Here is a 14,637-nt window from a genome sequence, read left to right as displayed (position 1 = left end):
GACCTCCTGACATGACGACCACCCCCACCGAGAGCCCGGAGGCGGCCACGCCGCCTCCGGGCTCCGGCCCTGCCGCAAAGACCGCGAAGACAGCCACCAAGGTGCCCCAGGGGCATCGGCGGCTGCTGACCCGCCGTGACCGGCTCACGCTGGGTCTGATGGCGGGTCTGCCGACGATCCTGCATGTCGCCCTTGTGTGGGTGACCGCGCTCGCCTCGATCCTGCTGGCCTTCACCACCTGGGACGGCATCGGCTTCGACTCCATCAAGTGGGTCGGGCTGCACAACTTCGAGGAACTGTTCACCAACAACCCGCAGTTCTGGCCCGCCGTCGAGCACAACATCGTCTGGTTCGTGGCGCTGATCCTGATCCCCACACCGCTGGGCCTGTTCCTGGCCGTGCAACTGGACAAGAACATCCGCTTCAGCCGCGTCTACCAGACCGCGTTCTTCCTGCCGGTGGTGATGTCGCTGGCGGTCATCGGCTTCGTCTGGCAGCTGATCTACAACCCCGACACCGGCCTGATCAACAGCATCATCGGCGCCAACGAACCCGGCCACTACATCGACTGGATCGGCGACCCGGACCTCAACCTGTGGGCCATCCTCGTCGCCGCGTCCTGGCGCCACACCGGCTACATGATGATCCTCTACCTGGCCGGCCTGAAGGGCGTCGACCCCTCGCTGCGCGAGGCCTCCGCCCTGGACGGCGCCAACGAGTGGCAGACGTTCAAGAACGTCATCTTCCCCACCCTGCGCCCGACCAACACCGTCGTCCTGGTCGTCACCATCATCGAGGCCCTGCGCGCCTTCGACCTCGTCTTCGTCTTCAACAAGGGCGCCGAGGGCACCGAACTCCTCTCGATCCTGGTCACCAACAACATCATCGGAGAGTCCAGCCGCATCGGCTACGGATCGGCCATCGCCGTCGTCCTGCTGGTCATCTCCCTCGCCGTGATCATCCCGTATCTGATCGCGACCTTCCGGAAGGAGCGGCAAGCGTGAGCACCACCGCCGCGACCACCGCTCCCAAGGAGCGCACGCCCGTCCGCCCGGCCCGGATCGTCCTGCACGTCTTCCTCGTCGGCATGGCCCTGGCCTGGCTCGCGCCCCTGCTGTGGGCGCTGTACGCCGCCCTGCGCCCCTACGGCGAGACATCGGAGAAGGGCTACGTCTCCTGGCCCGACAGCCTGAGCTTCGACAACTTCACGAACGCGTTCACCCAGTCGGACATGACGCACTACTTCGTGAACACCCTGATCATCGCCGTCCCCGCGGTGCTGCTGACGCTGTTCCTGTCCTCGATGGTGGCCTTCTACGTCAGCCGCTTCGACTTCCGCGTCAACCTCTTCCTGCTGCTGGTCTTCACCGCCGGCAACCTGCTCCCGCAGCAGGTCATCATCACCCCGCTGTACCGCATGTACCTGCTCATCGACCTGCCCGGCATCACCATGTCCGGCAAGCTGTACGACTCCGCGCTCGGCCTGGTCCTCATCCACGTGGCCTTCCAGTCCGGCTTCTGCGCCTTCGTCCTCAGCAACTACATGCGCTCCCTGCCGCACGAGCTGACCGAGGCGGCCCTCGTCGACGGCGCGTCGGTGTGGCGGCTGTACTGGCAGATCGTGCTGCCGCTGTGCAAGCCCGCGATGGCCGCCCTGGCGACGTTGCTGTCGATCTGGATCTACAACGACTTCTTCTGGGCCCTCGTGCTGATCTCCACCGGCGAGAACATGCCGATCACCTCGGCGCTGAACAACCTCTCCGGCCAGTACTTCACCGACCCCAACCTCGTCGCCGCCGGCGCCCTGCTCACCGCGATCCCCACGCTGATCGTGTACTTCGCGCTCCAGCGGCAGTTCGTCAGCGGCCTGACCCTCGGCGCCAACAAGGGCTGACCGGCCACTTCTGAGAGAGAACCCTTCGTGCACCACCCCTTCACCCACGTGGCCTCCGTGCCCGTGGACACCAGTACGGCACGGGTCCACGAGGAGGGCTGGCAGTCCTGGAGCCCCAGCGGCTCCTACGCCCTCGACGCGACCCCGTACCGTCCGACCAGCGACAACTGGGCCACGGTCTGCTACCGCCCGGGTGTCACCGTCCCGGCCGGTGCCTTCCAGGGCGAGGGGCTGCTGGCCCTCGACCCGGGCGACGGCACACCGGTCCGGCTGTGGGCCGCCCCCGACCCCGTGCACCAGGTCCCCTCGATCCGCCTGGTGGTGAGGGACGGGGTCGCCGAGGTCACCTCGGACGGCCCGGTGAAGGAGTGGACCGGCACGGACATCCAGGCGGTGCTGGGCGAGTGGGCGGCGAGCCTCGGCCTCGCGGCCCCCCGCCCGGCCCCCACCGTCTGGTGCTCCTGGTACGAGTACTTCACCTCCGTCACCGAGGACGACATCCACGAGAACATCCGTGCGATGGACACCCTCGACCTCCCCATCGACGTCGTGCAGATCGACGACGGCTACCAGAAGGCCCTCGGCGACTGGCTCACCCTCTCCGGCCGCTTCCGCTCCCGCGCGGGCATCGCCGAGGTGATCCGGTCGAGGGGCCGCCGCGCCGGTATCTGGACGGCCCCCTTCCTCGTCGACCCGTCGAGCGCCCTGGCCGCCGAGCACCCCGAGTGGCTGGTGCGCGACGAGACCGGCGGCTTCACCCACGCCGGCCACAACTGGGGCCACGACCTGTACGTCCTCGACACCACCCACCCCGAGGCGGCGGCGTACCTCACCGAGGTCTTCACCACCCTGCGCGCCGAGGGCTACGACTACTTCAAGGTCGACTTCCTGTACGCGGGCGCGCTGGACGGCGTACGCCACGCCACCGTGGACGCCCTCACGGCGTACCGCCAGGGCATCGAACTGATCCGCGCCGCCATCGGCCCCGAGGCCTACCTCCTGGGCTGCGGCGCGCCGATCCTGCCGTCCATCGGCCTGTTCGACGCGATGCGGGTCAGCCCCGACACGGCCCCGCACCGCCGCCCCGAGGCCGACGACTACAGCCAGCCCGGCCAGGACCCCGCCGAGTTCACCGGCGTGGGCCGCCAGTGGCAGCACGGCCGCCTCTGGGTGAACGACCCCGACTGCCTGATGGCCCGCCCGGCCGTGGAGACCCGCGAACGCTGGGCGGCGCACGTCGAGGCCACCGGAGGCCTGATGGCCTCCAGCGACCGCCTGCTCTCCCTGGACCCCTGGGGCGTGGAAACGACCCGCCGACTGCTGACGAAGGGCCCGGAGGCCTCCGAATGAAGCGCGAACTGAACGTCCCCGGTATCGCCTACGGCGGTGACTACAACCCCGAGCAGTGGCCCGAGGAGGTCTGGGCCGAGGACGTACGCCTCATGCGCGAGGCGGGCGTGAACATGGTCAGCGTCAACATCTTCTCCTGGGCGCTGCTGGAGCCGCGTGAGGGCGAGTACGACTTCTCCCGCCTGGACAAGATCCTCGCGCTGCTGCACGAGAACGGGATCGCCGCCGACCTGGCGACCCCGACGGCGGCCCCGCCGGCCTGGTTCTTCGTCAAGCACCCGCAGGCGCTGCCGGTCGACCGGGACGGCCGCACCCTGTCCTACGGCAGCCGCCAGACCTTCTGCCCCTCCAGCCCCGCCTACCGCGAGGCGGCGCTGCGGATCGCCCGGGTGCTGGGCGAGCGCTACGCCGACCACCCGGCCGTCGTGATGTGGCACGTCCACAACGAGTACGGCTGCCACAACGGCGAGTGCCACTGCGACACCAGCGCGGCGGCGTTCCGCGTCTGGCTGCGGGAGAAGTACGACGACGACCTGGCGGCGCTCAACGACGCCTGGGGCACGACGTTCTGGAGCCAGTGGTACTACGACTGGGACGAGATCATCCCGCCGCGTGCGACGGGCGCGGTGCCGAACCCGACGCACCAGCTGGACTGGCGCCGCTTCTGCTCCGACGCGCTGCTGTCGCTGTGCAAGGCGGAGCGGGAGGTGCTGCTGGAGGCGGCTCCGTCCACCCCGGCCACCACCAACTTCATGGTGATGTTCAACTTCGACCGGCTGGACTACTGGCGCTGGGCGCCGGAGCTGGACATCGTCTCCAACGACCACTACCTCCAGTCGACGGACCCCGAGTCGCAGATCGACATCGCCCTCAGCGGCGACCTGGTGCGCTCCCTGGCCGGCGGCAGCCCGTGGCTGCTGATGGAACACTCCACCGGCGCGGTCAACTGGCAGCCCGTCAACCGCGCCAAGACCGCCGGAGAGATGCGCCGCAACGCCCTCGCACACGTGGCCCGCGGCGCCGACGGCATCGCCTACTTCCAGTGGCGCGCCGCCAAGGCGGGCGCCGAGCAGTGGCACTCCGCGATGCTCCCGCACGCCGGCACCGACAGCCAGATCTGGCGAGACGTCGTCCGCCTGGGCGCCGACCTGCGCTCACTGGCCGAGGTCCGCGGCAGCACGGGCGTCGCCGAGGTGGCGATCGTCTGGGACTGGAACGCCTGGTGGGCGCTGGAACTCCCCTCCCAGCCCAGCGAACAGGTCCGCTTCCAGGACCTGATCCGCGCCTGGTACGAGCCGCTGTGGCGGGCCGGTGTGGCGGTGGACTTCGTCCGCCCCGACGCCGACCTCTCCGCCTACAAGCTGGTGCTGGCCCCCAGCCTGTACCTGGTGGACGACGAGGGCGCGGCGAACCTCACCGGTTACGCGCGGACCGGCGGCACCCTCGCCGTCGGCTTCCACAGCGGCGCGGTGGACGAGCACTGCCACATCCGGCTCGGCGGCTACCCGGGCGCGTTCCGCGAGGCGCTGGGCGTCCGCACGGACGAGGTCTTCCCCCTCCTGCCGGGCGAGTCGGTGGGCCTCAGCGACGGCGGCACGGCGTCCCTGTGGTCGGAGCGGGTCGCCCTGGCCGGCGCGGAGGCGGTGACGTCGTACACCTCCGGCCCCCTGACCGGGATCCCGGCGGTCACCCGTCACACCCACGGCTCGGGCACCGCCTGGTACGTCGCCACCCGCCCGGACCCGACGACCCTCGCCTCCCTCCTGGACCGCGTCCGCGAGGAAGCGGGAGTGACGTCGGTGCGCCCGACCCCGGAGGGTGTGGAGGCGGCCCTGCGCCGGGGGACGGAGGCGGACTACCTCTTCCTGATCAACCACGGCGACGCCGACGCCGAGGTCGAGGTCGCCGCCGGGTCTGTCGACCTGCTGACGGGCAAGTCCGTCACCACGACCGGCGCCCCGGCGACCGTGCTGGTCCCGGCCGGTGACGTGGCGGTCGTCCGCGAACCCCGCTGACCCGATCACGACACCACAGGGCCGCGCCTCCTCCGGGGGCGCGGCCCTGTGGCGTTCAGGGTGCCTGCGCGCCGGGTCACGCCCAGCCGTACACGGACATCCGGGGGCCGTCGGCGAGATAGCCGCGCAACGCGTCGGCGTTCCCCTCCACGAAGTCCTCGGGGAGGGCGTCGGTGGCGAACCAGCGGACCTGGGAGTGCTTGTGCGGCTCCCGGTTCCCGGGCTCGCCCGTCCACTCGTGGGCGACGAAGACGACGGTGAGAAAGCCGTCCGGCGCGTCGACGCCCCGCGCCGCGTGGATGACGTGCGCGACCTCCAGCGCCTCCGGCTTCACGGTCAGCCCCGTCTCCTCGTACAGCTCCCGCACGGCGGTCCCGGTGACGGGTTCTCCGGGCTCGCTCTTCCCGACGGGCAGATCCCACCTCCCCCGGGCGAACCTGGCATGCTCACCCCGCTGAAGAAGCAGGACCCGGCCCGCGGCCCGGTCATGGACGATGACGGCGGCGACCAACAGCGTCACGGGCGCGCCCCCTTCCCTGGTCGGCAGGCCCTAGCATGACGCGTATGGAGTGCTTCGCGTCCTGCCGTACGCGCCACCGAGGTCGGTCCACCGACACCTGCGGGTGATCGGCGGGCCCGAGGTGTCCTTTTCCTCCCTCGGCATCCGAGAGGTCCACTCCATGCTCATGCGCGCGTTCGTCCGGGACGACCTGGCACGACTGACCCAGCTCACCATCGACACGTTCCGCCCGTTCTTCGAGGACTCCCTCGGTACGGTCCTCGACGGGCTCGTCCTCACCACGCTGCACGCCGACTGGCGTGACGACTACCGCGCCCTGGTCCCCACCCTGCACGACCCGGTCCAGGACAAGTACGTCGCGGTCGCCGAGACCGACGGTGTGATCGCCGGGTACGTCGCCTGGCGGGCCGACCTCGCCCGGCACCACGGCGAGATCACCCTGCTCGCCGTGGACGAGCGGCACCGCGGCGAGGGCACGGCCACCGCCCTGTGCGAGCACGCCTTCGCCGACCTGCGCGGACGCGGCACGAAGCTCGTCGAGATCGGCACCGGCGGCGACGCCTTCCCCGCCCCCGCCCGCGCCCTCTACGAGAGCCTCGGCTGCGCCCCGTTCCCCACGGCGCACTACTACCGCCGGCTCTGACCACCGACGTCCGGGGCGCGGCGCTCCCCTATGCGCGCCGCGCCCCGGTCCCCCGCTCCCCCGTTCCCCCGGGGGGCTTCCCCTGCCCCCGGTCCTGTGGCCGCTACGCCGAGGTCGTCACCAGCGGCGGCAGGGCGCCCGTCTTGGCCGCCTGGCTGTACCAGTACGCGCTCGACTTCGGCGTACGGGTGAGGGTCGCGTAGTCGACGTACACGGCACCGAACCGCTTGCCGTACCCGTAGGCCCACTCGAAGTTGTCCATGAGGGACCAGAGGTAGTAGCCGCGGACGTCCGCCCCCTCGGCGATCGCGCGGCGGACCGCGCGCAGGTGGCCGTGGAGGTAGGCGATGCGCTCGGGGTCGTGGACGCGGCCGTCGGAGTCCATCTTGTCGTCGTAGGCGGCCCCGTTCTCCGTCACGTACATCGGCAGCCCCGGGGTCTCCCGCGCGTACCGCATGATCAGCTCGTGCAGGCCCGTCGGGTCGATGGTCCAGCCCATCTCCGTGCGCTCGCCCGGCGTCTGGTGGAAGAGGACGTCGTCCGCGCCCGGCCACGGCGAGTGCTCGCTCGCCCCGTGACCGTCGGCCCGGGGGCCCCGCAGGTCGACGTCCGCCGCGCCCACCAGGGTCGGGGTGTAGTAGTTCAACCCCAGCGCGTCCAGCGGCTGGTTGGCCGTCGCCACGTCACCGTCCTGCACGAACGACCAGTCCGTCAGCGACGAGGTCGCCGCGAACAGGCTCTCCGGGTACGCGCCGTGCAGCATCGGGCCGTGGAAGACACCGTTGGCCAGGTCGTCGATCTTCTTCGCCGCCGCCACGTCCTCGGGGGAGTTCGTGATCGGCCGTACCACCGAGGAGTTCAGGCTCACCGCGATCGTGTTGCGGGCGGGCATCACCGAGCGGAGCGCCGCGACGCCCAGCCCGTGCGCCACGTTCAGATGGTGGGCCGCGCGCAGCGACGCCACCGGGTCCGTACGGCCCGGCGCGTGCACCCCGGAGCCGTAGCCGAGGAACGCGGTGCACCACGGCTCGTTGAGGGTGATCCACTGCTCGACCCGGTCGCCCAGCGCCTCGCCCACGATCCGCGCGTACTCGGCGAAGCGGTGCACGATGTCCCGCTCGGGCCAGCCGCCCGCGTCCTCCAACTCCTGCGGGAGGTCCCAGTGGTAGAGGGTGACGGCCGGCTTGATGCCCTTGTCCAGCAGCTCGTCGACCAGCCGGCGGTAGAAGTCCAGGCCCTTCTGGACGGCGGGGCCGCGGCCGGTCGGCTGCACCCGCGACCAGGAGATGGAGAAGCGGTACGAGTTGAGGCCGAGGTCGGCCATCATCGCCACGTCGTCGCGGTAGCGGTGGTAGTGGTCGACAGCGATGTCACCGGTCTCGCCACCGGCGGTCTTGCCGGGGGTGTGGCTGAAGGTGTCCCAGATGGAGGGCGTACGGCCGTCCTCCCGCACCGCTCCCTCGATCTGGTACGCGGAGGTGGCCGCGCCCCAGAGGAAGGCGGAAGGAAACGTCACCGGGGTGGCCGGGTTCACGGGTTCAGGCATGGAAGCGCTCCCATAGTGGTCGTCACAGACCGACAGTGGTGGGTGGGGGGACGGACGTACGGGGGGCCGGGGCGGCGATGGCCCAGCCCCCGAGGGGGTTCTGCGGTGTGTGCCCGGCGGCGGGCCGGGTCACCCCTTGATCGCGCCCTGCATGATGCCGCCGACGATCTGCTTGCCGAACAGGAGGAAGGCGATCAGCAGCGGCAGCGTGCCGAGCAGCGCACCCGCCATGATCACCGACTGGTCGGGGATGTAGCCGGTGCCGAGGGCGTTGAGGGCCACCTGGACCGTCGGGTTCTGCTGGTTCAGCGCGAGGATGGGCCACAGGAAGTCGTTCCAGGCCATCACGAAGGTCAGCAGCCCGAGCACCGCCATCGCCGGCCGCGCCGCCGGGAAGACGACGTGCCACACGATCCGCAGACTGCTCGCGCCGTCGACGCGGGCCGCCTCGATCAGCTCGGAGGGCAGCGCCTGGATCAGGTACTGCCGCATGAAGAACGTGCCGAACGCGCTGACCAGCGTGGGCAGGATGACCGTCTGCAACTGGTTGGACCAGTTCAGGTCGCTCATCCACAGATACAGCGGGACGACGGCCAGCTGCGGCGGGATCATCATCGTGCCGATGGTCAGCAGCAGCAGAACACTGGAGAACCGGAACCGCAGCTTGGCGAAGGCGAACCCGGCGAGCGTGGAGAACAGCACCGTACCGATGGTGATCGTCCCGGCCACGAGCGTCGTGTTGAGCATCGCGGTGCCGAGCCCGGCCTGCTCCCAGGCGGTCTCCAGGTTCTTGAACAGGTTGCCGCCGAACCACAGCGGCGGCGGCGCCTCGGCGAGCCGCTGGCTGGTGCGCGAGGCCGCGATCGCCGTCCACAGCAGGGGCGCCAGCGAGCCCACGGCGAAGACGGTCAGGACGACGTAGGTGAGCGGCCCCGCGTGCATCTGCTTGCCCGCGCCCATCACCCGGCGGCGGCGGGAGGCCTTCGGCTCCGGCGCCCGCTGCGGCGCCCGGGGACGGGTCAGTTCGCTCGTGGTCATGGGGTCTTCCTCAGCCGTCGGGTGAGCAGCAGGTTGATCGCGGCCACGATCAGCAGGATCAGGAACATCGTCCAGGCGATGGCGGACGCCTTGCCGAGGTTGCCGATCATGAAGCCCTGGTCGTACATGTACAGGCCGAGCGTCTGGTACTGGTGCTCGGAGCCGCCCTTGGAACCGTCGGCCCCGCCGAACAGCAGGGGCTCACCGAACAGCTGGGTCGCGCCGATCGTGGAGACGACCGCCGTGAACAGGATCGTCGGCCGCAGCTGCGGGATCGTCACATGGATGAACTGCTGCCAGCGGTTCGCGCCGTCGAGGGACGCCGACTCGTACAGATCGCCGGGGATCGCCTGCATCGCCGCGAGGTAGATCAGCGCGTTGTAGCCCGTCCACCGCCAGATCACGATCGTGGAGACCGCGAACTTCGAACCCCAGTTGGACTCACGCCAGTTGACGGGGTCGATCCCGATGAAGTCCAGCAGCCAGTTCACCATGCCGCCGTCCCAGGAGAACAGCAGCACGAACACCAGCGTGGCGGCCGCCACCGACGTGGCGTACGGGGTGAGCATGATGACCCGCCACACCGTCGAGCCGCGCAGCCGGTAGTTGAGCAGGTGCGCGATGCCGATCGCCACCAGCAGCTGCGGCACGGTCGCGATCACGCCGATGGAGAAGGTGACCCAGAGGGAGTTCCAGAAGAAGTCCGAGGACAGCAGGTTCTGGTAGTTGTCCAGGCCCACCCAGGTCTGGTTGTCCAGGTCGGCCAGCTGCACGTTGTGCAGCGAGTACCAGCCCGTGTACAGCAGCGGGACGAGCGAGAACGCCCCGAAGATCAGGAAGAAGGGGGAGATGAAGACGTACGGGGACGCCTTCATGTCCCAGCGGTACAGCCGGCTGCGCCACGAGTCGGTGCCGGCCGGCGGCGTACCGCGACCCTGAGCGCCCCGGACCGCGCCCGGCTCATCGCCGGGCGCGGTCTCGGCGCTCGCCGCGGAATGCGCGAGTGCCTCTTTGGAGCTGGTCACTGGCCGAGCACGTCCTTGATCTCCTTGCTGGCGGCCTCCCAGCCCTCCTCAGGGCTCTTGCCCTTCTGCTCGACCTGCACGATGCCGATGTCGGCGATCGCGGTGCCGATGGGCTGGTCCTTGATGCCGAACTGCTGCACCGGGATCGTCTTCGCCGAGTCGGAGAAGATCTGCGTCAGCGGCGCGTCGGAGAAGTACGAGGTGGTGTCGGGGCTCGGCTTGAGGGTCGGGTACGCCGACGGGGTCGACGGGAAGCTGGCCTGCTTGGCGAAGACCTTGGCCTGCTGCTCGGGAGCGGTCAGCCACTTCGCCAGCGCGATGGCCTCCTTCTGGTGCTTGCCCGCCGTCGGCACACCGATGAACGCGCCGCCCCAGTTGGCCGCGGTCGGCGCCGCCGCCACGTCCCACTTGCCCTTGCCGGCGTCACCGGACTTCTCCTGGATGTAGCCGATCATCCACGCCGGGCAGGCCACCGTGGCGAAGGTGCCGTTGGCGTACCCCTGGTCCCAGGGCGTCTCGAACTGCTTCAGCTTCGCCGACATGTCGCTGGTCGCCACGGACATGGCCGCGTCCCAGGCGTCCTTCACACCCGTGGACTTGTCCCAGATGGCGTTGCCGTCCTTGTCGTAGTAGCGCTCGGTCGCGCCACCGAGGGCCGCGTTGTAGACCGAGGACGCCGAGTCCACGTACTTGGTGCCCTTCGGCGCCTTCTTCATGTACTCCTTGCCGAGGTCGACGTACTTGCTCCAGTCGCCCTTCCACTGCTCGGCGAGCTTGGTGCGGTCGGTCTCGAGGCCGGCCTTCTCGAACAGGTCCTTGCGGTAGCAGATCGCCATCGGACCGATGTCGGTGCCGAGCCCGATGAGCTTGCCGTCCTTGGTCGTGGCCTGCTGGTTCTTCCAGTCCAGCCACTGCGACTTGTCGACCTCCTTGCCCAGGTCGACGAACTTGTCGCCCTGCGTCTGCACGGCCTCGGTGACGTTGCCGATCTCGATCGCCTGGATGTCGTCGGTGCCGGAGCCGGCCTGCAGCCGGGTGAGCGTCTTGGGCCAGTAGACCGAGGTCTTGGTGGTGACGTTCTCCTTGATGACGATGTCCGGGTTCTGCTTCATGTACTCGTCGTACAGGCCGGCCTGCTTGTAGCCGAAGACGCCGAAGGTGCCGACCGTCAGCGTGGTCTTGCCCTCGGTGTTGCCGTCGCCCTCGTTCGACGAGCCGCCGTCCGAGTCCTCGGCACAGCCGGCCAGCAGCCCCGCGCCCAGGGCGGCGACGGCTGCCAGGACCACCGTCTTGCGGGCGGTTCGGGTACGTGCTCGCATTGCGTCCTCCTGATGCCCTGACGTGCCGACCCCCGGCCAATGGCGTTGCTGGGCCCGTGTGTTGATGCTGCGGCTCGGGTGGGGAACGTGCGGGTTGTGTAAGTGCCAGGTACTGTGGGAGCGCTCCCACGAGTGATGTGTTGAAGAGTCGTCGGTTCGTGCGGGGGTGTCAAGGGAGCGAGCGCGGAGAGATGTCTTCGGTTATCGGGCTGTTAACTAATCCCAGGGGTCGATGGTCGGCCATGCCCGAAAACGGTCGGGTGCGCGGTCCCTGCGGGGCGGCGGAGGTCGGCGGTGACGGGCGGCGACGGGCCGGTGTCGGGCGCCGACGGTGCTCGCTCCTGGGCGTGGGTGGTGCTCGGGTCGGGCGTCGGCGGTGCGCGGACAGGTGGTCGTTGGTGCTCAGGTCGGATGTCGCTGGTGCACGGGCGGGTGGCCGGTGGTGCTCGGGCGGGTGGCCGGTGGTGCTCGGGCGGCGTGTGCTCGCCGCCGGACCCACTGTTTGACTCGTGTAATCAGTCGTCCCGGACGGGGTGACACCGGAGCGTCCGGGACGGTGCCACCGACGGCACCGAAACCCGGGTGGGCACTTCCCGGACGTCGTACGAGGATCAGGACTGTTAGATTCCACGCCAGCGCGGTGTGAACGGGAGGCGACCATGGTGGCAGGCCACGGAGCACGGGGCCGGAGCGGTGGGCGGCCGACGTTGGAAGAGGTCGCCGCACGGGCCGGTGTGGGCCGGGGGACGGTGTCCCGGGTGATCAACGGCTCGCCCCGGGTCAGTGACGCGACCCGCGCGGCGGTCGAGGCGGCCGTCGCGGAGCTCGGCTACGTCCCGAACACGGCGGCCCGCGCGCTCGCGGCGAACCGCACGGATGCGATCGCGATGGTCGTGCCGGAGCCCGAGACCCGCTTCTTCGCGGAACCGTACTTCTCCGACATCCTCAAGGGCGTGGGCGCCCAGCTGTCCGACACGGAGATGCAGCTCCTGCTGATTTTCGCGGGCAGCGACCGGGAGCGCCGCCGGCTGGCCCAGTACCTGGCCGCGCACCGTGTCGACGGGGTCCTCCTGGTCTCGGTCCACGCCGACGACCCGCTCCCGGATCTGCTGTCACAACTGGAGATCCCGGCGGTCATCAGCGGCCCCCGCTCGGAGCACGAGACGCTCCCCTCCGTCGACTCCGACAACTACGGCGGCGGCCGTTCAGCGGTCGAGCACCTGATCGAACGGGGCCGCGCCCGTATCGCCACGATCACCGGTCGCCTCGACGTCTACGGTGCCCAGCGCCGGGTCGTCGGCTACCGCGAGGCCCTCGTCGACGCCGGCCGTGAGGTCGACGAGCGCCTGATCGTCCCCGGTGACTTCACGGAGGAGGGCGGCCGCCGGGCGATGAAGGAACTGCTGGCCCGCTGCCCCGACCTCGACGCGGTCTTCGTCGAGTCCGACGTCATGGCGTCGGGCGCCCGCCAGGTGCTGCGCGAGGCGGGCCGCCGCATACCCGACGACGTCGCCCTCGTCGGCTACGACGACTCGGCGATCGCCCGCCACATGGACCCGCCCCTCACCAGCGTCCGCCAGCCCATAGTGGAAATGGGCCGAGCCATGATCGACCTCCTCCTGGACGAGATCGCGGACCGCCGCCCGGCGGTGTCGAGGGGGTTGGAACGACGCCAGGTGGTGCTGCCTACGGAACTGGTGGCGCGGGCTTCGTCGTGAAGCACGCCACGGTTGCCCATGCCCATGGCCGGCATGGAGGTGGACGATGGACCCCTTGACTGCTGCGGACACGGTGAACGAGGAAGCCAAGCGGGTAACGCCGGGCCGCCTTCGGCTGCGATGCGCGCAGAGCCATTGCTGAAGCCGACCGAGGGACCGCTGCCATCCCCTGGCTGAGGTCATGTACGTGTACGTGCCCGAGTGGGGGTCTGGACGGCCGTTCCTCAGCGCGGCGTCAGCCGGTGGGTTCGTTGTCCTTGGCTGCTTCGACGCCCTCGCGTGCGATCACGAACGACCCCTTGCCCACGACCGTCCGGACGTATCCCATCTCCGCCAGCAGTACCAGTGTCTTGCGCGCCGTCCCACGAGCGATGCCGAACTCCTGCATCAGCCGGTCGACACCGGGCACGGCACGGCCCAGCGGGTAAGTGCCGTAGACGACGGTCGCTGCCGTGGGCCGACGGTCGCTGGAGCGGGCGTGGGGTTTTCACCGGGCCGTGCGGCACCCGGTGATCGTCCCGCAACTGCGTCGGATCGCGTCGCGGGACGGGGTGGCCGTGGTCATGCCCTGGCGGGACGGCGAGGTGCTGTACGACCCGGCGGAGCGTGGCCGGGGAGACCGTACGAACCCCGGCAGTCCTATGGCCCGCTTCCGTTCGCTCCCCGTCGACCGGGTCGAGGCGGCCTTCGCCCGCGTCCTCGACGCTCACCTCGCCGTCGAGGACGCCGGGTACGTCGCCGTGGATTTCTACGACGGCGCCCTGCTGTACGACTTCGCGGCGGCGGAGATGCGGCTGATCGACCTGGACGAGTACCGGCCGGGCCCCTTCGTGCTGGATGCCGAGCGGCTGCCGGGGTCGACTCGTTTCATGGCCCCGGAAGAGTCCGAGCGCGGCGCGACGATCGACAACCGCACCACGGTCCACGCGCTGGGACGCACCGCACGGCTGCTGCTCGACGCGGGGGACGAGGAGCGTGCCTGGCGTGGTACGGCCGCTCAACTCGCCGTGCTGGAGCGGGCCACGCACCCCCATCCCGGTGAACGCTTCGCCGGGGTAAGGGAGTTCAGGGCAGCCTGGCTGAGTAGCTGAGGTCCGTCGCCGTGAGGGAGGTGGGGGTCAGGCGGAGCCACATCGTGCCTCGTTCGGCCGGGTCGTCGTGCAGGTAGTGCACGAAGCGGGTGTCCCAGGTGGCCTCGTCGGCTCCCAGATAGCGGGTCAGTTTGCGGCGTCCCCTCGGCACGTCGAAGGGCACCAGTTCAGCGCGCCCCCGCGCGATCACCTGCTGGACCCGACCCGTCGCGATGTCGCACTCGTCCACCACGAGGGCGAGGCGGGGGTCCTCCTTCACCCGGTCGAACAAGCGGGCCCACGGCCCCGTCAGCACCCAGAAGGCCCCGTCCTCCCAGAGGAACCAGACGGGGCGCACCGTGGGGCCGTTGGTCGCGAGGCGAGCGGTGAGGGGCTGCCGCAGGAAGTCGTCCACGTCGAAGTCGGGAGAGGCCACGGCTCTCATCCTCCGACACCGCGCGGTTCCCGCCCAGCGACCTTCGACCTAGGACCGGGGTCT

The 14,637-nt window shown here is 70.1% G+C and carries 14 protein-coding genes; 7 read left to right on the top strand and 7 right to left on the bottom strand.

The features are described from left to right. The first annotated feature begins 11 nt into the window (after positions 1-11). Genes ACZ52C_RS23800 through ACZ52C_RS23785 form a run of 4 tightly spaced genes read left to right on the top strand, consistent with a single transcriptional unit; the run spans position 12 to position 5,259 of the window. Positions 12-1,004, top strand: coding sequence for a carbohydrate ABC transporter permease (locus ACZ52C_RS23800; RefSeq protein ID WP_060884577.1), 993 nt, complete (start codon positions 12-14; stop codon positions 1,002-1,004). Then, a complete protein-coding gene (locus ACZ52C_RS23795; protein WP_469076632.1) occupies positions 1,001-1,894 on the top strand; it encodes a carbohydrate ABC transporter permease in 894 nt (297 codons plus the stop codon). Before ACZ52C_RS23800 ends, ACZ52C_RS23795 begins: the two co-directional genes overlap by 4 nt. Before the next feature lie 27 nt (positions 1,895-1,921). Beyond that, on the top strand, positions 1,922-3,244 hold the full coding sequence (locus tag ACZ52C_RS23790; protein WP_469076631.1) for a glycoside hydrolase family 36 protein: 1,323 nt from the start codon (positions 1,922-1,924) through the stop codon (positions 3,242-3,244). Beyond that, positions 3,241-5,259, top strand: coding sequence for a beta-galactosidase (locus tag ACZ52C_RS23785; protein WP_469076630.1), 2,019 nt, complete (start codon positions 3,241-3,243; stop codon positions 5,257-5,259). The genes ACZ52C_RS23790 and ACZ52C_RS23785 overlap by 4 nt, the downstream gene beginning before the upstream one ends. Positions 5,260-5,335: 76 nt before the next feature. Here the strand turns inward: ACZ52C_RS23785 and ACZ52C_RS23780 are convergent, their stop codons facing one another. Next, complete coding sequence (locus ACZ52C_RS23780) at positions 5,336-5,779, bottom strand: NUDIX domain-containing protein (protein WP_469076629.1); 444 nt, start codon at positions 5,777-5,779, stop codon at positions 5,336-5,338. A 160-nt stretch (positions 5,780-5,939) separates the two neighbouring features. On the opposite strand from ACZ52C_RS23780, the gene ACZ52C_RS23775 reads away from it, so the two are divergent. Further along, positions 5,940-6,422: a GNAT family N-acetyltransferase gene (locus tag ACZ52C_RS23775; protein WP_469076628.1), complete on the top strand. Its 483-nt coding sequence runs from the start codon at positions 5,940-5,942 to the stop codon at positions 6,420-6,422. A 103-nt stretch (positions 6,423-6,525) separates the two neighbouring features. On the opposite strand, the gene ACZ52C_RS23770 is transcribed toward ACZ52C_RS23775, so the two are convergent. The 4 genes from ACZ52C_RS23770 to ACZ52C_RS23755 all read right to left on the bottom strand — a co-directional run bounded on the left by ACZ52C_RS23770 (position 6,526) and on the right by ACZ52C_RS23755 (position 11,350). Continuing rightward, a complete protein-coding gene (locus ACZ52C_RS23770) occupies positions 6,526-7,968 on the bottom strand; it encodes a GH1 family beta-glucosidase (protein WP_469076627.1) in 1,443 nt (480 codons plus the stop codon). A 129-nt stretch (positions 7,969-8,097) separates the two neighbouring features. Next, positions 8,098-9,006: a carbohydrate ABC transporter permease gene (locus tag ACZ52C_RS23765; protein WP_469076626.1), complete on the bottom strand. Its 909-nt coding sequence runs from the start codon at positions 9,004-9,006 to the stop codon at positions 8,098-8,100. Further along, positions 9,003-10,031 (bottom strand): carbohydrate ABC transporter permease, encoded by a 1,029-nt coding sequence (locus ACZ52C_RS23760; protein ID WP_469076625.1) that lies wholly within the window; start codon positions 10,029-10,031, stop codon positions 9,003-9,005. Before ACZ52C_RS23760 ends, ACZ52C_RS23765 begins: the two co-directional genes overlap by 4 nt. Then, positions 10,028-11,350 (bottom strand): ABC transporter substrate-binding protein, encoded by a 1,323-nt coding sequence (locus ACZ52C_RS23755; RefSeq protein WP_469076624.1) that lies wholly within the window; start codon positions 11,348-11,350, stop codon positions 10,028-10,030. The genes ACZ52C_RS23760 and ACZ52C_RS23755 overlap by 4 nt, the downstream gene beginning before the upstream one ends. Positions 11,351-12,012: 662 nt before the next feature. On the opposite strand from ACZ52C_RS23755, the gene ACZ52C_RS23750 reads away from it, so the two are divergent. Beyond that, entirely contained in the window at positions 12,013-13,068 is a 1,056-nt protein-coding gene (locus tag ACZ52C_RS23750; protein ID WP_086802807.1) for a LacI family DNA-binding transcriptional regulator, read from the top strand. A gap of 235 nt (positions 13,069-13,303) precedes the next feature. On the opposite strand, the gene ACZ52C_RS23745 is transcribed toward ACZ52C_RS23750, so the two are convergent. Continuing rightward, a complete protein-coding gene (locus ACZ52C_RS23745; protein WP_469076623.1) occupies positions 13,304-13,477 on the bottom strand; it encodes a hypothetical protein in 174 nt (57 codons plus the stop codon). Positions 13,478-13,520: 43 nt separating this feature from the next. Here ACZ52C_RS23745 and ACZ52C_RS23740 point away from each other — a divergent pair, with 43 nt between their 5' ends. Next, positions 13,521-14,159 carry a serine/threonine protein kinase gene (locus tag ACZ52C_RS23740; RefSeq protein ID WP_469076622.1) on the top strand — a complete coding sequence of 213 codons (639 nt, stop codon included), beginning with the start codon at positions 13,521-13,523 and terminating at the stop codon, positions 14,157-14,159. Here ACZ52C_RS23740 and ACZ52C_RS23735 read toward each other — a convergent pair. Next, positions 14,134-14,574, bottom strand: coding sequence for a pyridoxamine 5'-phosphate oxidase family protein (locus ACZ52C_RS23735; RefSeq protein WP_469076621.1), 441 nt, complete (start codon positions 14,572-14,574; stop codon positions 14,134-14,136). The genes ACZ52C_RS23740 and ACZ52C_RS23735 overlap by 26 nt on opposite strands. Positions 14,575-14,637 lie beyond the last annotated feature (63 nt).

The sequence above is a fragment of the Streptomyces sp. NPDC034049 genome, assembly GCF_055575575.1.
Note: the sequence above shows the minus strand (reverse complement) of the source record. Positions and strands in the feature narration are given on the sequence as shown.